The 17512-nt window shown below is 63.7% G+C and carries 16 protein-coding genes and 2 tRNA genes; 12 read left to right on the forward strand and 6 right to left on the reverse strand.

All coding sequences use genetic code 11. The features are described 5' to 3' along the window. Positions 1-16 precede the first annotated feature (16 nt). Positions 17-1699, forward strand: a complete 1683-nt coding sequence (gene ettA, locus AC239G_RS08580) for an energy-dependent translational throttle protein EttA (protein WP_139466999.1) — start codon at positions 17-19, stop codon at positions 1697-1699. Positions 1700-1907: 208 nt separating this feature from the next. Here ettA and AC239G_RS08585 read toward each other — a convergent pair whose 3' ends face one another. Both AC239G_RS08585 and AC239G_RS08590 read right to left on the reverse strand, forming a co-directional pair. Further along, entirely contained in the window at positions 1908-2153 is a 246-nt protein-coding gene (locus AC239G_RS08585; RefSeq protein WP_229663906.1) for a hypothetical protein, read from the reverse strand. After that, complete coding sequence (locus tag AC239G_RS08590) at positions 2150-3058, reverse strand: acyl-CoA thioesterase (protein WP_139467000.1); 909 nt, start codon at positions 3056-3058, stop codon at positions 2150-2152. The genes AC239G_RS08585 and AC239G_RS08590 overlap by 4 nt, the downstream gene beginning before the upstream one ends. A gap of 95 nt (positions 3059-3153) precedes the next feature. Between AC239G_RS08590 and AC239G_RS08595 the strand changes: the two genes are divergently transcribed. Continuing rightward, positions 3154-3696 (forward strand): acyl-CoA thioesterase, encoded by a 543-nt coding sequence (locus AC239G_RS08595; RefSeq protein ID WP_139467001.1) that lies wholly within the window; start codon positions 3154-3156, stop codon positions 3694-3696. Beyond that, entirely contained in the window at positions 3693-4364 is a 672-nt protein-coding gene (locus AC239G_RS08600) for a DUF8185 domain-containing protein (RefSeq protein WP_139907946.1), read from the forward strand. Before AC239G_RS08595 ends, AC239G_RS08600 begins: the two co-directional genes overlap by 4 nt. A 28-nt stretch (positions 4365-4392) precedes the next feature. On the opposite strand, the gene AC239G_RS08605 is transcribed toward AC239G_RS08600, so the two are convergent. The 3 genes from AC239G_RS08605 to pepN are packed head-to-tail and all read right to left on the reverse strand — an operon-like array spanning position 4393 to position 8560. Next, positions 4393-4794: a globin gene (locus AC239G_RS08605; protein ID WP_181270454.1), complete on the reverse strand. Its 402-nt coding sequence runs from the start codon at positions 4792-4794 to the stop codon at positions 4393-4395. Further along, positions 4778-5869, reverse strand: a complete 1092-nt coding sequence (locus AC239G_RS08610) for a mechanosensitive ion channel family protein (protein ID WP_139467004.1) — start codon at positions 5867-5869, stop codon at positions 4778-4780. The genes AC239G_RS08605 and AC239G_RS08610 overlap by 17 nt, the downstream gene beginning before the upstream one ends. Positions 5870-5881: 12 nt before the next feature. Continuing rightward, a complete protein-coding gene (pepN, locus tag AC239G_RS08615) occupies positions 5882-8560 on the reverse strand; it encodes an aminopeptidase N (RefSeq protein ID WP_139907948.1) in 2679 nt (892 codons plus the stop codon). A 193-nt stretch (positions 8561-8753) separates the two neighbouring features. Here pepN and AC239G_RS08620 point away from each other — a divergent pair, with 193 nt between their 5' ends. The 3 genes from AC239G_RS08620 (at position 8754) to AC239G_RS08630 (ending at position 11023) form a co-directional block, all read left to right on the forward strand. Further along, a complete protein-coding gene (locus AC239G_RS08620; RefSeq protein ID WP_139467006.1) occupies positions 8754-9359 on the forward strand; it encodes a mycothiol-dependent nitroreductase Rv2466c family protein in 606 nt (201 codons plus the stop codon). 64 nt (positions 9360-9423) lie between these two features. Further along, positions 9424-9897, forward strand: coding sequence for a ribose-5-phosphate isomerase (locus tag AC239G_RS08625; RefSeq protein ID WP_139467007.1), 474 nt, complete (start codon positions 9424-9426; stop codon positions 9895-9897). Between the two features lie 13 nt (positions 9898-9910). After that, complete coding sequence (locus tag AC239G_RS08630; protein WP_487490060.1) at positions 9911-11023, forward strand: alcohol dehydrogenase catalytic domain-containing protein; 1113 nt, start codon at positions 9911-9913, stop codon at positions 11021-11023. Between the two features lie 153 nt (positions 11024-11176). Here the strand turns inward: AC239G_RS08630 and AC239G_RS08635 are convergent. Then, positions 11177-11250: transfer RNA gene (locus AC239G_RS08635), tRNA-Pro, on the reverse strand. A gap of 165 nt (positions 11251-11415) precedes the next feature. On the opposite strand from AC239G_RS08635, the gene AC239G_RS08640 reads away from it, so the two are divergent. From AC239G_RS08640 to clpX, 6 genes are all read left to right on the forward strand, one after another. Continuing rightward, a tRNA-Gly gene (locus tag AC239G_RS08640) sits at positions 11416-11489 on the forward strand. Positions 11490-11551: 62 nt separating this feature from the next. Continuing rightward, on the forward strand, positions 11552-12970 hold the full coding sequence (locus AC239G_RS08645; protein ID WP_420096279.1) for a glycoside hydrolase family 15 protein: 1419 nt from the start codon (positions 11552-11554) through the stop codon (positions 12968-12970). A gap of 212 nt (positions 12971-13182) precedes the next feature. Beyond that, positions 13183-14559 (forward strand): trigger factor, encoded by a 1377-nt coding sequence (gene tig / locus AC239G_RS08650; RefSeq protein ID WP_139467009.1) that lies wholly within the window; start codon positions 13183-13185, stop codon positions 14557-14559. Between the two features lie 203 nt (positions 14560-14762). Beyond that, positions 14763-15359, forward strand: a complete 597-nt coding sequence (locus AC239G_RS08655; RefSeq protein ID WP_101545567.1) for an ATP-dependent Clp protease proteolytic subunit — start codon at positions 14763-14765, stop codon at positions 15357-15359. Between the two features lie 26 nt (positions 15360-15385). After that, a complete protein-coding gene (locus AC239G_RS08660) occupies positions 15386-16030 on the forward strand; it encodes an ATP-dependent Clp protease proteolytic subunit (protein WP_139467010.1) in 645 nt (214 codons plus the stop codon). 196 nt (positions 16031-16226) lie between these two features. Further along, positions 16227-17510 (forward strand): ATP-dependent Clp protease ATP-binding subunit ClpX, encoded by a 1284-nt coding sequence (gene clpX, locus AC239G_RS08665; RefSeq protein WP_139467011.1) that lies wholly within the window; start codon positions 16227-16229, stop codon positions 17508-17510. Positions 17511-17512: the final 2 nt, after the last annotated feature.

Here is a 17512-nt window from a genome sequence, read left to right on the forward strand (position 1 = left end):
ATAGCCTGAGTGCACTATGGCCGAATTCATCTACACCATGCACAAGGCGCGCAAAGCGCACGGTGACAAAGTCATCCTCGACGATGTATCGATGTCGTTCTACCCCGGAGCGAAGATCGGTATGGTCGGCCCCAACGGCGCCGGCAAATCAACCATTCTGAAGATCATGGCGGGTATCGAGCAGCCCTCCAACGGTGAAGCTCGACTCAGCCCGGGGTACTCGGTGGGCATCCTCATGCAGGAGCCGCCCCTGAATGAAGAGAAGACCGTCCTCGGCAACGTCGAAGAAGGCGTCGGCGAGATCAAGGCAAAGGTCGATCGTTTCAACGCCATCTCCGAGGAGATGGCCGATCCCGATGCGGACTTCGACGCCCTCATGGAAGAGATGGGCAAGCTGCAGGAGGCCATCGACGCCGCTGACGCTTGGGATCTCGACTCCCAGCTCGAACAGGCGATGGACGCTCTGCGGTGCCCGCCGCCGGACGCGGACGTCGCTGTACTCTCCGGCGGTGAACGTCGCCGTGTGGCACTGTGCAAGCTTCTGCTCGAGAAGCCCGATCTGCTGCTCCTCGACGAGCCGACGAACCACCTCGATGCGGAATCGGTGCTGTGGCTCGAGCAGCACCTGAAGACCTACCCGGGCGCTGTCATCGCGATCACCCACGATAGGTACTTCCTCGACCACGTGGCCGAATGGATCGCCGAAGTCGACCGTGGGCACCTCTACCCGTATGAGGGCAACTACTCGACCTACCTCGAGAAGAAGCAGGAGCGCCTTCAGGTCCAGGGTAAGAAGGACGCGAAACTCGCCAAGCGGCTGAAAGACGAACTCGAATGGGTGCGTTCGAACCCCAAGGCGAAGCAGACGAAGTCGAAGGCACGTCTGGCCCGCTACGAAGAGATGGCGGCCGAGGCGGAGAAGACGCAGAAGCTCGACTTCGAAGAGATTCAGATTCCGGCCGGCCCCCGCCTCGGTGATGTCGTCATCGAAGCGGACAAGATCGAAAAGGGCTTCGATGGGCGCAAACTCATCGACGGCCTGAGCTTCTCCCTGCCGCGCAACGGCATCGTCGGCGTCATCGGCCCCAACGGCGTCGGAAAGTCGACGCTGTTCAAGACGATCGTCGGTATGGAAGAGCTCGACGGCGGAGATCTCAAGGTCGGAGAGACCGTGAAGATCTCCTATGTCGATCAGTCCCGCGGCGGAATCGATCCGGACAAGAACCTGTGGGAGGTCGTCTCCGACGGACTCGACTTCATCCAGGTCGGCAAGGTGGAGATGCCCTCCCGTGCCTATGTCTCCGCGTTCGGATTCAAAGGCCCGGACCAGCAGAAGAAAGCCGGAGTCCTCTCCGGCGGTGAGCGCAACCGCCTCAACCTCGCTCTCACCCTCAAACAGGGTGGAAACCTGCTCCTGCTCGATGAGCCGACGAACGACCTCGATGTCGAGACCCTCGGCTCGCTGGAGAACGCTCTGCTCGAGTTCCCCGGCTGCGCAGTGGTCGTCTCGCACGATCGCTGGTTCCTCGACCGTGTGGCCACGCACATCCTCGCGTGGGAGGGCACAGAGGAGAACCCGGCGAACTGGTACTGGTTCGAAGGCAACTTCGAAGCCTATGAGAAGAACAAGGTCGAGCGACTCGGCGAAGATGCGGCCCGACCGCACCGAGTCACCCACCGTCGTCTCACCCGAGACTGAGCTCAGTTCGGTCTGAGCCGAACCGGTTCCGACTCTTCTTTCGAACACAGTGATGCCCCGGTCATAGAGACCGGGGCATCACTGTATCCTTGCGGAACAGGTGGACGATGAACGCGCCCGCACAGAATCGGTGGGAGACGTGTACTGCGTCCGCTGGCGGACGGTCCAAGCGGGCCAGCGTGAAGCCGCGACCGAGTGAGGAGAAGAGTCAGTCCTCTGAGCGGCGGGTGAGTCCGCCGAGGTTCGCGATCCCTCTGAACAGCAGACGGACGAGAATCGTGCCGATGACTCCACATACGACTGCCAACAGCCCGCAGACCGCCACATGCAGATCCGTGCGTCCCATGAACGCCACGAGGCTGAGCAGCCCGATGACGAGGAAAAGCGCCACGTTGACCAGTCGGCTGAGGATGGTGCCGATGATGTCCATCATCGTCGGGTCCTTACTCGTCACTGAACCTCCTTGACCCGGACCATGCCTTCCTGGGCCACAGTGGCCAGCAGGGTTCCGTCCTGAGCGAAGATGCGGCCGTAGCCGAGACCGCGCCCACCCTGTGCGGCAGGAGACTCCTGCACATAGAGCATCCAGTCGTCGACGCGCACCCGGTGGTGCCACCACATCGCATGGTCGAGGCTGGCCACCCGCAGCCCCGGGGTTCGCCACGTCAGTTCGTGATGACGAAGGACGGGTTCGAGCAGGTTGAAGTCACTGGCATAGGCCAGAGCCGCGGCATTGAGCACCGGGTCGTCTCCGAACGTCGAACTGGCTCGGAACCAGGAATGCTGTTCGGTGATCGAGGGATCGGAGACGCCCGAGGTGTGCAGGGACGGCTCGACAGGACGGACTTCGAAGGGCCGCTTCCGCAGCCAGTCGCTGACGACCGGAGAATCCTCGTCGCCGATATAGTCCAGCAGTTCCGGGCAGTCCGCGGGAGCCGGCAGACCGGTCGGCATCTGCTCGGCATGGCTGAGACCCGGCTGGTCGTCCTGGAATGAAGCGCTCAACGACAGGATCGGCGCGCCCTTCTGATATGCGTGGACGCGGCGGGCCGAGAACGAACGGCCGTCACGCAGCCGTTCGACGCCGAATTCGATGGGCTCGCTGACATCGCCGGCGCGCAGGAAATATCCGTGGAGCGAATGGATCAGGCGGTCACTGGGAAGTGTGGCAGCGGCTGCGACGACACACTGTGCGAGCACCTGCCCGCCGAAGACCCGACCGTCGGGTTTGTACTGGCTGTGCCCGATGAAGAAGTCCGTTTCGCTGGACGCCGCAGTGAACTCGAGCCGGCGCAGATCGAGGATCTCGTGCAGCCGAGCTACGTTCGCCTCCGCTTCGGAGGATGCTTCGTCGGTCATGGGCTTCTCCCTCGGATGACTGGGCCAATCGTGCGTACGAGTCACGATCCTATCGCGTGCGGCACCGTCGTGATGAAGGTGGCATGATGGGAGGCATGCACTCTGGCGCCACCAACCCCCTTCTCGACGAATTCACCCGCGTACTGTTGGAACTGAGATGGGGTGATATGGACGCCTACGGCCATGTGAACAACGTCACCCAGCTCAAACTGCTGGAAGAGGCGCGCGTCCGTGCCCTCGGCTCTCCCACCCACAGCTCCGATGCACCGACCACGCCGGGAGAGCATGGGGTGTCCGAGACGGTCAGCGGGGTCGAGATACCGACGATCTTCGCCGACGCCTCTGCCACCACCGAGCTGCTCGTGGCCTCCCACGCCATCGAATACCGTGCCCCGATTCCCTATCGGACCGGACCCATCGCCGTCGATCTCGTCATCAGCGAAGTCCGACCCGCCTCGGTGACGGTGGGCTATGTCATCTGCGAACCGGACGGTTCGCGCACCTACACGGTCGCCGAGACCGTCATCGTCTTCATCGACATCGCCAGCGGCCGGCCGCGACGCCTCAGCGAAGCCGAGACCGTCGCCATGGAATCGGTGCTCGGCACGCCCGTTCCGCTGCGGAGGGCCCGACGATGACGGATCTGCATATCAGTGACCCGCTGGCGATGCGGGATCTCTCCGCCTTCACTTCTCTGGCGCACAGGGCAGATGCTGACGGAGCGATGCGACTGCAGGTCGCCTCCGACGTCCTGGCCGCCACCGTGGCACCGCTGTTCCCGCACGGGCTCGGCGATTCGACACCGCTGGTGCTGGCCATGCGGATGCTGCGCCTGCACGACCACGAACAAGACGGATTCGACGAGGCGGTCCCGCTGTCGAATCTGCTCGACCGCTTCGCCCGAGACGAGAATGGAACCACTCTGCCGGTGCCGCCGAATTCGGTGCTCGTGTCGTGGACCGGGATCGCGCCCCCACGCGGGGGCTGGTCCGAGTACGACACGATCAGCGTCGGGCGGCTCCACGAGACTGCGGAGTCGGGTATCGCAGAGATCAGCACCGGTGCGCCCGAGGGTTCCGGGGGACACGCGGTCAAAGCTCTGCGTTCCCGCGTGTGGTCACGTCCGATGGCGGGCGAGCAGGGAACCGGGATGCCAGGAGGATTGGCCTTCGCAGCCGCTGCGCTGCGCTTCATTCCACCGCCGGGGCGCGATGACGACCGTCAGCTGCGCATCATGGAATCCGGAGGCTGGCTGCGTCTCGTCGCCCCAGGCGGTCACCTGCTCACGCGTGCCCGCGGACTGTGATCAGCGGTCTGTGGTCACCGGAGAGTGATCACCGGATGTTCGGGTTCGTATTCACCATCGCGGTCGCTGCCCGCTGGAAGTAGTCCCAGAACATCTCGTCGTACAGCGGCGGCAGGCTCACATCGTCGAGCGCCGCGCGCATGCAGCGCAGCCAGCGGTCCCGGGCATCGAAATCGATCGGATAGTCGAAATGCCGCATCCGCAGTCGCGGGTGACCTCGCTGCTCCTGGTAGGTCGACGGTCCCCCGAAATACTGCTCGAGGAACATCTGCAGACGGTGCTTCGCCCCCTCCAGCTCATGGCCGTCGGGATACATCGCAATGAGCTGAGCATCCGCATCGACATGCTGGTAGAACACGTCGACGAGGCGGGTGAACGTGTCATGCCCGCCGACGGCCTCGAAGATGGAACCGTCAGTTATCTGCGACATCGCTCGATCCTTCACTGGGGGAGTCCTCCTGCACGGTGCTGCGGATCTCCTGGTCACTGGGCAGAGGCGAGGGATTCTCGGAATCCTCGGCGACGGCCGGAGCCATCGCCTTCTCCTGAGCGGGCAGGGTACGCAGAACCGTCTCCTGCACCATACCGATCTGTCCGCCGCGCTTGGCCAGCTGGGTCATCAGTTCGGCACGGAAGGCACGCTCGACCATCCACTGCAGGTTCGGCTTGGTCTTGACCATCGTGCGGATGACCCGGTGGGAGCCCGACAGCGACTGGACACCGGCGATCTCGGGATCCTCCAACATCGCACTGGCCAGCTCGGGATCCTTCCGCAGAGTGCGCGTGATGTCCGCGGTCATCTCGCGGTACTCATCCATCGAGGTCCGGTAGTCGAGCGGGATGTCGAGCACGGCACGAGCCCAACCCTGGGACAGATTGCCCACACGCAGGATCTCGCCGTTGCGCACATGCCACAGGGTGCCGGTGAGGTCACGGATCTGGGTGCGGCGCAGGCCGACGTCCTCGACTTCGCCGACGGCTTCGCCCAGGTCGACGGTGTCACCGATTCCATACTGGTCTTCGATGACGATGAAGAATCCCGACAGGTAGTCGCGGACGAGCTCCTGAGCACCGAAGGCGATGGCAACACCGGCGATACCGGCAGAAGCGAGGATCGGGGCGATGTTGAAGCTCAGCGCATCGAGGATCATGAGGACCGCGATGACACTGACGAGGATCGTCGTCACCGACGACAGCATGCGCCCCACGGTCTTCGCCCGCTGGGCTCGACGCTGCTTGATCGTCTGCTCATCGATCCCGGTCCGCTGAGCCTCAAGCGCGGTGGCGGAGAATTTCGCTCGTCCCGCGCTTTCGGCCTTCTCGCTGCCGACCGTGCCCTTGGCCACCGCAGTGGTGAACCGGCGGATGAAGAGCCGGATGATGAGGTTGACGACGATGGCGCCGATGATGATCACGGTGATCTTCAGCGGAGCGCCGAGGAGGAACGTTGCCCAATCGAAGTCACTTGCGTTCTGAACAGTGGAGTCTATTGCATCGGTTGTCATGATCTTTCGAGACTAACTGTGAAGGTTCAATGATCCCTTGGAAGCGCTGGACACACGCTGAACCTGCAGCGCCCGATTCGCATCGGCTAAGTTCTCCCGCATCAGCCGCACCAGGCCCTTCGGCGCTGAGGGATGCTCGTCGAGCCACTGTGACGTGGCGTCGACTGTGGCAGAACTCACCGGTGGGTACAGCCGCAGAGTCATCGTCTGCGCCATCTCCAGGGTGCGCGTCTCCCACCAGCCTGCCACCCGTGCGAAGTATTCGTCGGCGAAGGACCGCAGCGGCGCCTCGGCGGCGATGGAATCCCCGGAGTTCGTCTGCAGCCCGGTGCCGAAGCCGAGAGCGAGCGCCCCGAGTTCCGAGTTCGGCAGATCTGCATCGTCGACCATCCTTGTGAAGGCCTGCGATTTCGACGCCGAGTTGGGGCGGCTGGCCCGTGCGGTCGCGGCGTGGCGGACGCCGGTGGCGCTGGGGTCTCTGCGGCTCATCTCCCCGACGGTCGAATCGTCGACGGCGTCGTTCGAACACAGACCGATGATGATCTCCCACGTGAGATCGGTGTCCAGGGCGACCCCATAGACGCGTTCGGTCTCCGGTCGCAGCCAGGACTTCAGACGCTCCAGCTGCATAGGTGTGGTCGCGTGACGGATGAATCCGCGCACGAACTGGAAGGCCTGGTCCGATCCTTCCTCGGTCGCCTCGAGGACCTCGAGGAAACGGTCAGCCACCTCGGCGTGCATCCTCTCGCGCTCCTGCGGCGGCAGGTAGGAGCCGACCGCGGTATCGAGCTGGCGCATCTGCGTGAGCAGTCCGGAGGAATGGGTGATGGCGCCCAGATGGGTGAGCACAGTGTTGATGTAGTCGTGGACGGGCCGTTCTCCGTCACGGACTTCATCCCACAGCGTTGCCAGCACGAGGAGCTGGGTGAGCGAATCGTCGAAGTCACCCAGTCTGTTCGCCGCAGTGTCCATGCTGCGGGCGTCGAAGCGGACCTTCGCATAGCTGAGATCGGCGTCGTTGACGACGATGACATCGGGCAGGGCCAGGCCTCGAGCCTCGTCCACCTCTGCGGATTCTCCGTCGATGTCGAGGGGGAAGGAATGAGTGCGTTGCAGACGTCCCTGCCCATTGTCCGAATAGAAGCCGACGGCCAGCCGGTGCGGACGCAGCGACGGGGTCGGCTGACCCGGAATCGACCAGGGCTGCTGAGTCACGCGCAGGCTCGAGATCGTCTGCTCGTCCGTTCCCGATGCCTTGGCCGTGCCATCACCGGCTTCAGTGGTGACGACGGCCTCGAGGAGGTTGACTCCGGATTCCTCCAGCCACAGCTTCGACCAGCTCTCCAGATCCCTGCCCGAGGTGGCCTCGAGCTCCGTGAGCAGATCGGAGAGCTCGGTGTTCGACCACGCGTGCTTGTCGAAGTAGCTCTTGAGGCCGGAGAAGAACTCCTCGCGACCGACCCAGGCCACGAGCTGTTTGAGCACGGAAGCGCCCTTGGCGTAGGTGATTCCGTCGAAGTTGACTTCGACATCGGCAAGGTCCTCGATCGGGGCGACGATCGGGTGCGTGCTCGGCAGCTGATCCTGTCGGTAGGCCCAGGACTTCTCGATCGTGGCGAAGGTCGTCCACGCATCGGCGAATTCGGTGGCCTCGGCCGTCGCCAGCGTCGACATGAACTCGGCGAAGGACTCGTTGAGCCACAGATCGTTCCACCAGCGCATGGTGACGAGGTCGCCGAACCACATATGGGCGAGCTCGTGGAGGATCGTGACGGTCCGGCGCTCAACAAGAGCCTCGGTTGGACGTGACCGGAACACATAGTTCTCGAGGATCGTCACGGCGCCGGCATTCTCCATCGCTCCGGCATTGAACTCGGGCACGAAGAGCTGATCGTACTTCTCGAACGGGTAGGAGACACCGAATTCGCGTTCGAAGAACTCGAAACCGGCCTTCGTGATCCGGAACAGCTTCGTCGCATCGAGGTGCTCGAGCAGAGACGCGCGGCAGTAGAGGCCCAGAGGAACAATCGAACCGTCGGAGGAAGTCAGCTGCGAATGCACGGACTCATACGGGCCGGCGATGATCGCGGTGATATACGACGAAATCGGCGTGGTCGGGGCGAACTGCCACACCGCCATGCCCTCCTGCGGTTCCTCTCCGAGCTCGGCGAAGGTCTCCTTCGCGTCGCTCGGAGTCGGAGTGGGGGAGTTCGAGACGACGGTCCACTTCTCCGGCGCGACGACGGTGAAGGAGTACGGAGACTTGATATCGGGCTGCTCGAACACGGGGAAGACACGGCGGGCGTCAGGGACCTCGAACTGAGAGTAGAGGTATACCTCGTCATCGATCGGGTCGACGAATCGGTGCAGACCTTCTCCGGTGTTCATATAGGCGAAATGGGCATCGACGATGAGTTCGTTCTCAGCGGCAAGGCCGGGAAGGGTGATGCGGGCCGGTGCGACCACCTCGGCGAGGTCGAGGTCGGTGCCGTTGAGTCGGACGCGCTCGACACTCGCGGTGATGGCGTCGATGAATGTCGTCGAATCCGCTGCCGCGGTGAACCGGATACGTGAACGGACGCGGAAACTCTCACCGACTCCTGTGAGGATCAGAGTGTGCTCGTAGCTCGTGACGTCCACGATGGCTGAACGTTCGCGTGCTTCGTCGCGTGTGAGATTGTGTTGCGGCACAGTGAGGTGACCTTCGCTTCGGGAACCGGGTGTACTCGGTCATTCTTTCATGGACAGGCTCCGCTGCGGCGGTGTCGGTGCGACGGATCGCGATTCGGCCACCGTCACCGAGGATGGCCGGTCTTGATAGATTGAGCACTGACACGATGGGTGCCCGGCACGGGACCCGCGAGCGTTTGACGGAGGAGAGACAGTGAGCAAGGAAACACTCGATCTGTGGTTCGACACGGCCTGCCCGTGGGCATGGATGACCTCACGCTGGGGACTCGAAGTGGCGAAGGTCCGCGACGTCGAGGTGAAGTTCCACCCGATGAGCCTGAACTTCCTCAATCGGGACAAAGACATTCCCGAGGACTACCGGGCACTGATGAACCGGGCCTTGGCCCCGATGCGCATCGTCACCGCCGCGATCGCCGAGCACGGTGAGGAGATTGCCGAACCTCTCTACACCGCGATCGGCACAAGGATCCACCCGGGCGGAGAGAAGGACTTCGAGAAGGCAGTGTCCGAGGCTCTGGCCGAACTTCAGCTGCCCGCCGACCTCATGAAGTACGGCGAGACCGATGACTACGACGCGCAGCTCCAGGCCTCCCACGACGAGGCTCTGAGCTTGGTCGGCGACGATGTCGGCACACCGATCTGCCGTGTCGCCGGAACCGCGTTCTTCGGTCCTGTCGTCACCCCCGCTCCGAAGGGAGAGGACGCCGGACGCCTCTTCGACGGAGTCCTCGCGGTCGCCTCGACGCCGGGATTCTTCGAACTCAAGCGCACACGTGACCAGGGCCCGAACTTCGACTGAGACTCAACGGTCCGCACAATCAGCGGACTCGATCGATCAACAGATCCCACCGAAAGGCAGACATATGAAGGTTCACCTCGGCACCGACCACGCCGGATTCGAATTCAAGGAGGTGCTCAAGGCGCACCTCGAGTCGGCCGGGCACGACGTCGTCGACCACGGCGCCCTTGAATATGACGCGCTCGATGACTACCCGGCCTTCTGCATCGCCGCGGCACAGGCCGTCGTCGACGATCAAGCCGCCGGTCAAGAAGCACTCGGAGTCGTGATCGGCGGATCGGGCAACGGCGAGCAGATGGCCGCGAACCTCGTCAAGGGTGCACGCACCGCTCTGGCTTGGAACCCGGAGATCTCGAAGTTGGCCCGTCAGCACAACAACGCGCAGATCGTCGCCGTCGGTGCCCGCCAGCACCCGGAAGCCGAAGCGATCGCGATCGTCGATGCATTCTTGGCCGAGCCGTTCTCCGGCGATGAGCGCCACGAACGCCGCATCGACATCATGGCGAAGTATGAGGAGCAGGGCCGGCAGGCTCTGTAAGAGGGAGAACACTGTGAAGATCCACGGCGCTGTGCTGCGCGAGATGCAGCGGCCTCGGCCATTTGCTCAGTCGCAGCCGATGTCGGTTGAGACCCTCGAACTCGATGAGCCGGGTCCCGGTGAGGTGCTCATTCGGATGACGGCGGCCGGGGTCTGCCACTCGGATCTCTCTGTCGTCGACGGCAACCGTCCCCGCCCGCTGCCGATGCTGCTCGGGCACGAAGGCGCGGGAGTCGTTGAGAAGCTCGGCGAAGGCGTCGATGATCTCGAGATCGGCCAACAGGTCGTCACAGTGTTCCTGCCTCGCTGCGGGGAGTGCGCGAACTGCCGCACCGACGGAAAACTTCCGTGCACGCCCGGCAGTGCGACGAACGGAGCCGGGACCCTGCCGTTCGACGGACACAAGGCGCGTCTCCACGACGACACCGGCGCCGAGGTGCTCCACCACCTCGGCGCGTCCGTGTTCGCCACTCACGCAGTGGTCAACCGGGCATCCGTGGTTCCCGTCGACGACGATGTTCCCGCCTCCATCGCTGCGGTGCTCGGCTGCGCCGTGCTCACCGGCGGGGGAGCGGTGCTCAACGCGGGACGGCCGGGACCGGATGACGAGGTGATGATCGTCGGCCTCGGCGGAGTCGGAATGGCCGCGCTCATCACGGCTCTGTCGATCGAGACCGCCGGAGTCATCGGCGTCGACGCGAACCCCGACAAGCTGGTGCGGGCGAAGGAACTCGGCGCCGTCGAGGTCTACACCCCCGAGCAGCTTGGCCAGAGGACAGCGCCGATCGTCATCGAATGCGTCGGGCATGCTCGGGCCTTCGAGACCGCGTTCACGGCCACAGCCGTCGGCGGGACGACTGTGACGGTGGGGTTGCCCGCCCCGGATGCGCAGTCTCACATCACCCCGGTGACCCTGACAGCCGAGGCCCGGACCGTGATCGGCTCCTATCTGGGGTCGGCAGTGCCGAGTCGGGATATCCCCGTCTATGCCCAGCTGTGGAGAGAAGGCAAGCTGCCCGTCGAGGAGCTCATCTCCGACACGATCAAGCTGAACGACCTCAACGAGGCCTTCGACGCGCTCTCCGACGGGACGGTCGTCAGGCAGGTCATCGACTTCGAGGCGTGAGCCTCACCTGAGATGTCTCCTTTGGTACTACCTGACGGCGGCTGAGCAACCTAGCGCCAGGTATCTGGGCCGCCCTCAGGTAGTAATTGGGGGCCAGCGTATTTCGGCATGACGAAGCCGCCCGGACCGATCGGTCCGGGCGGCTGGAGTCTGTCGGGATGACAGGATTTGAACCTGCGACCCTCTGTTCCCAAAACAGATGCGCTACCAAGCTGCGCCACATCCCGCGACGGCTCCTATCTAACCACAGGCGGGTCGCGACGTGCACCTTGTGAATCGCGCAAACCCGTCAATGCGATGCACCTCACATTGAGATCGCAGGGGTGACACAGGTCACCGAATGTCGATTTGGCGCTCGAAGAAGTTCTCGACTATAGTCGAACTCGCAACACGGGGATGTAGCTCAATGGTAGAGCCTCAGTCTTCCAAACTGATGGTGCGGGTTCGATTCCCGTCATCCCCTCCACAAGCCGGTCTGACCTGATGGTCAGGCCGGTTTCTTCATTCCCGGACGGGTAAGATCCTCAGATGACCACAGTCGATCAGCCGCCGCAGAGCACGCCCTTGCGCGATGAGCGGGACACTGCGTCGGCGATCGCCCGGCCCAGCCGGCGAGCGATGCTCACCGGAGCGGTCGCCGGGATCGGTGCGATCGGTCTCGGTTCGGCGATCACCGCAGCCCTCGCCGAGGCGGCTCAACCGGATCCCGTCCGCTCGGTCACCGCCGCCTACACCGGATCAGGCCGGCGTGAGGCCCTCGACGCCGTCGCCGCGCGACGCCTGCCCGCACAGTCACGAGTCATGCCGGATCTGTCCGATCCGGGCCCGGCCCGGAGGCAGCGGGAATTCCTTGACAGATGCGAATCGTGGCTGGGAACGCTGCCTGCCCATCGCCGCGACCTCGCTGTCTCCGCCCTGCTCGACCTATGGGTCCTCAGCGACGAGCTGCCCGCGCCGGTCGCCGGATGGGCCGATGCCTGGCGCTATGTCTGGCCGCGGGACACGGCCTTCTCTGCAGTGGCTCTGGCGCGGGTCGGGTTGTCGGAACTGTCATGGAGCCATCTGCGCTGCCTGCAGTCCGTGCAAGCGGTCGACGGGTCGTTTGCCGCCCGCGTCGACCCGTCGACCGGACTGCCTCCGGACGATCGCGAGTCGCAGTTCGACTCCCTCGGTCTCGTCCTGTGGGCGATCTCCGAAGTGCATTCGGTCTCCAGGGCGACGGCCGCTCAGTTCGACCTCGGCGAGTTCGATGACCTTCTGCGACGGACCACCCGGCGTCTCTTCGACCTCACCGACCGCGGTCTTAGCCTGCCTCCGGTCGGCCCGGACTATTGGGAGGTCGGAGAATCCCAGGTCACCCTCGGCTTGGCCGGACCGACTCTGGTCGGGATGAACTCACTCACCGCACTGACGAAGGCGGATCCGGAACTGTGGGGCCGCCTCGGCGAGGATGCGGCAGCCGTTCTGCTCGCAGCGGATGATTTTCGAGCGACCTTCACTCGAACCTTCGGAGCCAATGGGATGCAGCGGTACCCCACCTCGGGCGGATCGGATTCGGCCATCGCCTACCTGCCTGCGGCCGGGCTCGTGTCGAATCGGTCAGAGGGGATCTACGCGCTCGAACCCGAGGTTCTCGCCGGCGTCTGGGACCACCTCGAACAGCCGGCCGGAGGGATCAAGCCCGGACACGGCTGGATCATCGACCGCTCCAGCTGGACGCCGTCGACGTCGCTCATGGCGCTCGGCTTCGCGCGCCTCGGGCTCAGCGACCGAGCCGAATCGATCCTCGACTGGCTGGCAGAGCACCGCACGAGCGCAGGGTCCCTGCCGGAGAAGATCAGCGGGGACGGCGATCCGGTCTCCGTGGCGCCGCTGTCGTGGACTGCGGCCAACGTCATCATCACCCTCGACGAACTCTATGGGCACCGAGGTGGAACGAGCTCGTGAAATCACCCCGGTTTCGCGTATCGGGCGGGGTTTCGCGTAACATAGGGGATTGCGTCTTGCGGACGTGCGCGAACTATTCGTGGACTTTCGCTCCCTCTAAGGTCACGAGATGACCGATCAGGCTGTGAGATGACCGTTTGCGGTCACGAACCCGGATGATCAGGTCGGAGATGACCGAAAATGCATGACTGTCGAATTTGAAAGGTCACACTGTGAAGAGCTCCGTCGAGCAACTCGACCCCACCCGGGTCAAGATCAGCGTGGAAGTCCCATACGCCGAACTCAAACCGAGCGTCGACGAGGCATACAAGACCATCGGGGCCCAGGTCACCGTCCCCGGGTTCCGTAAGGGCAAGGTCCCCGCGCGCATCATCGATCAGCGCATCGGCCGTCCTGCTGTGATCCAGGAAGCCATCAACAACGGTCTTGACGACTTCTACCGCAACGCGGTCGAAGAGCACGACCTCAAGCCGATGGGCCAGCCCGAGGTCGAGATCTCCGAGGTTCCCGGACTCGACGGAACCGAAGACGGCGAACTCGGCTTCACCGTCGAGGTCGACGTGCGCCCCGAGGTCACGCTGCCTGCCTACGACACGATCAACATCGAGGTCGACCCCATCGAGGTCACCGACGCCGATGTGGACGAAGAGCTCGAGCAGCTGCGTACCCGCTTCGGAACCCTCGTCGCCGTTGAGCGCCCCGCGGCCAAGGACGACTTCGTCACCCTCGACCTCGTCGCCACCATCGGTGACGAAGAGATCGACACCGCCTCCGACATCTCCTACCAGGTCGGTGCCGGAACGATGCTCGAAGGCATGGACGAAGCGCTCGACGGCCTCTCCGCGGGAGAGACCACGACCTTCGAGACCACCTTCGCAGGCGGCGAGCACGCCGGCGAGCAGGGCACCGTGAAGATCACCCTGGGTGCTGTGAAGGAACGCGAACTTCCCGAGGCCGACGACGACTTCGCTCAGCTGGCCAGCGAGTTCGACACGATCGACGAACTGCGGGAGGACCTGCGCGTCCAGGCCGGCAAGGCCAAGGAGACCGAGCAGGGCGTCCAGGCACGGGACAAGGTCCTCGAGCATCTCATCGAGACCCTCGACGTCCCGGTCCCGGCCAAGATCGTCACCGACGAGGTCGAGCGTCACCTCGAGTCCGAGAACCGTTCGGACGACGACGAGCACCGCAAGGAGGTCACCGAGGAGACCGAGCGCAACCTGCGCACGCAGTTCATCCTCGATGCGGTCTCCGAAGCCGAGAACGTCGAGGTCAGCCAGCCCGAACTCATCGAGTACCTGATCTCCGCTTCGCAGCAGTACGGAATGAACCCCAACGAGTTTGCCCAGATGCTCGACAGCTCCGGCCAGGTCAACGCCCTCGTCGGCGAGGTCTCGCGCCGCAAGGCTCTGGCCGCCGTCCTCGCCGGTGCCACGGTCAAGGACACCGCCGGAAACGTCGTCGACATGGAGGCCTTCACCTCCGCCGGGGACGACGCCGAGGAAGCCGGCGCCGAGGATGCCGACGCGACTGCGCAGAGCGCGGAAGCCGCGGACGAAGCACCTGCAGAGGCCGCCGAAGAGAACTGAGGACGAGCCGCCTCGGCGGTGGAATCCTGATGAGACGGTGGGTACGGATCACGATCCGCACCCACCGTCTTCGCATCTGCGCAGGTCCGATCACGCTGAGGGCGAACACGGGCCTCGCCGCGGACTAAAACCCGGGGGAGAGCGGTTAGAGTCCATAACAAGCCATCCACAGAACACAGGAGTGAAACGTGAGCGCATACGACATGACAGCTCCCGTCGGCCTCGACGCCGGTGGGGGAATGGGTCTGGACGACCACATCTTCAATCGTCTTCTCAAAGAGCGCATCATCTGGCTCGGTTCGGAAGTGCGTGACGACAACGCCAACGCCATTTGCGCGCAGATGATGCTGCTGGCCGCCGAAGATCCCGAAGCGGACATCTCGCTCTACATCAACTCGCCCGGCGGCTCCGTCACCGCCGGAATGGCCATCTACGACACGATGCAGTACATCAAGCCCGATGTCTCCACCGTGGCCATGGGCATGGCCGCCTCGATGGGACAGTTCCTGCTCTCCTCGGGCACCCCGGGCAAGCGCTACGCGACCCCGCACGCCCGCATCCTCATGCACCAGCCGCTGGGCGGCATCGGCGGCACGGCCACCGACATCAAGATCCAGGCCGAACTGATCCTGCACATGAAGAAGCAGATGGCCGAACTGACTGCTCAGCAGACCGGGAAGTCGCTCGAGCAGATCCTCCAGGACAACGACCGCGACCACTGGTTCACCGCCGAAGAGGCGCTCGAATACGGATTCATCGACAAGATGGTCACCCGCGCGTCCGACGTCGAGAACAACTGAGCAGGAGTGAGGGAAGAATGAATTCAATGAACTTTATGCCGGGTTCGACGGCGTCGAACATGCCGCAGTCGCGTTATGTCATGCCGCAGTTCGAAGAGCGCACACCCTATGGCTTCAAGCGCCAGGATCCCTACACGAAGCTCTTCGACGACCGCGTCGTATTCCTCGGCGCACAGGTCGATGACACCTCCGCCGACGATGTCATGGCTCAGCTGCTCGTCCTCGAATCGCAGGATCCTGACCGCGACATCACTCTGTACATCAACTCGCCGGGTGGGTCGTTCACGGCGATGACGGCCATCTACGACACGATGCAGTACATCAAGCCGGAGATCCAGACCGTCTGCCTCGGTCAGGCCGCCTCCGCAGCCGCCGTGCTGCTGGCCGCCGGCACTCCCGGCAAGCGTCTGGCCCTGCCGAACGCGCGAGTGCTCATCCACCAGCCCGCGATGCAGGGGCAGGGACAGGGTCAGGCCTCTGACCTCGAGATCCAGGCCGCTGAAGTGCTGCGGATGCGCGAATGGCTCGAGGGAACTCTGGCAAAGCACTCGAACAAGGAGGCCGCACAGGTCTCGAACGACATCGAACGCGACCTCTTCCTCACGGCCGAGCAGGCCAAGGACTACGGTCTCGTCGACCAGGTGCTCTCTTCGCGCAAGAACGCGAGCTGATCACCTGTCGGAGGACAGGGAAACACTGAGAACGGGTTCGTGCGATTGTGATCGGACGGACCCGTTCTCGGTTCCTTCCGCCGACACACCGAGTCGTGGCTGGGGGCTCGTGTCAGCCACGTATGGGAAGCTATTGAGGTACAGGAAACACGAGCGGTAGAGTTGGGGCCAAGCGTCCTGGCGAAAGGTTGTGACAGTGGCTCGCAGTGCGGACGGAGCAGACCTGCTCAAATGCAACTTCTGTGGGAAGTCTCAGAAGCAGGTTCGGAAACTTATCGCCGGACCTGGTGTTTACATCTGCGATGAATGCATCGGATTGTGCAATGAGATCATCGAAGAGGAGCTCAGCGAATCCAGTCCGGAGCAGGCCGAACTCGAGTTGCCCAAACCTCGTGAGATCTTCGACTTCCTCCAGGAGTACGTCGTCGGTCAGGAACCGGCTAAGAAGGCACTGTCGGTAGCCGTCTACAACCACTACAAGCGCATCCGATCGCTGCAGTCCGGTGACGAGAAGACCCTTGGCTCCAGCGAGTCCGAGGTTGAGATCGCGAAGTCGAATATTCTGCTCGTCGGTCCCACCGGCTCGGGAAAGACCTACCTCGCCCAGTCGCTGGCCAAACGTCTCAATGTCCCATTCGCGGTCGCCGATGCCACCGCGCTGACCGAAGCCGGCTACGTCGGCGAAGACGTCGAGAACATCCTGCTCAAACTCATTCAGGCCGCGGATTTCGATATCCAGCGTGCCGAGCACGGAATCATCTATATCGACGAGATCGATAAGATCGCTCGCAAGTCGGAGAACCCGTCGATCACCCGTGACGTGTCCGGTGAGGGCGTGCAGCAGGCACTGCTGAAGATCCTCGAAGGCACCCAGGCGTCGGTGCCGCCGCAGGGCGGGCGCAAACACCCGCACCAGGACTTCCTGCAGATCGACACGACCAATGTGCTCTTCATCGTCGCCGGCGCTTTCGCCGGGATGGAGGAGATCGTCGCCGGCCGCAAGGGCAAGCACGGAATCGGCTTCGGCGCCCTGCTGCAGTCGAAGAACGACGAAGAGGACCTCTACGCGGACATCCTTCCCGAAGATCTGCTCAAGTTCGGCCTCATCCCGGAGTTCATCGGCCGCCTGCCGGTGCTGGCCACCGTGTCCAACCTCGACCGGGCAGCGCTGATGTCGATCCTCACGGAACCGAAGAACGCCCTGGTCAAGCAGTACCAGCGGATGTTCGAGTTCGACAATGTCTCCCTGACATTCGAGACCGAGGCACTTGAGGCCATCGCCGATCTCGCTCTGCTGCGCGGCACGGGCGCTCGAGGCCTGCGCTCGATCATGGAAGAGGTCCTGCAGCCGGTCATGTTCGATGTGCCTTCGCGCGAAGACATCGCCGAGGTGGTCGTGACCAAGGACGTCGTCGAATCCAATGTCGCCCCGACCCTCGTGCCGAAGTCACGGAACAGGACGAATAAGAAGTCTGCCTGAGT

It is taken from the genome of Brevibacterium sp. Lmc1, assembly GCF_057654315.1.

Excerpts from the sequence above, each read along its gene's own strand:
- AC239G_RS08660 (WP_139467010.1), top strand. The coding sequence starts at position 15,386 with ATGAACTTTATGCCGGGTTCGACGGCGTCGAACATGCCGCAGTCGCGT.
- AC239G_RS08625 (WP_139467007.1), top strand. The coding sequence starts at position 9,424 with ATGAAGGTTCACCTCGGCACCGACCACGCCGGATTCGAATTCAAGGAG.
- AC239G_RS08655 (WP_101545567.1), top strand. The coding sequence starts at position 14,763 with ATGACAGCTCCCGTCGGCCTCGACGCCGGTGGGGGAATGGGTCTGGAC.
- ettA (WP_139466999.1), top strand. The coding sequence starts at position 17 with ATGGCCGAATTCATCTACACCATGCACAAGGCGCGCAAAGCGCACGGT.
- AC239G_RS08590 (WP_139467000.1), bottom strand. The coding sequence starts at position 3,058 with ATGACCGACGAAGCATCCTCCGAAGCGGAGGCGAACGTAGCTCGGCTG.
- AC239G_RS08600 (WP_139907946.1), top strand. The coding sequence starts at position 3,693 with ATGACGGATCTGCATATCAGTGACCCGCTGGCGATGCGGGATCTCTCC.
- AC239G_RS08595 (WP_139467001.1), top strand. The coding sequence starts at position 3,154 with ATGCACTCTGGCGCCACCAACCCCCTTCTCGACGAATTCACCCGCGTA.
- AC239G_RS08610 (WP_139467004.1), bottom strand. The coding sequence starts at position 5,869 with ATGACAACCGATGCAATAGACTCCACTGTTCAGAACGCAAGTGACTTC.
- AC239G_RS08645 (WP_420096279.1), top strand. The coding sequence starts at position 11,552 with ATGACCACAGTCGATCAGCCGCCGCAGAGCACGCCCTTGCGCGATGAG.
- AC239G_RS08605 (WP_181270454.1), bottom strand. The coding sequence starts at position 4,794 with ATGTCGCAGATAACTGACGGTTCCATCTTCGAGGCCGTCGGCGGGCAT.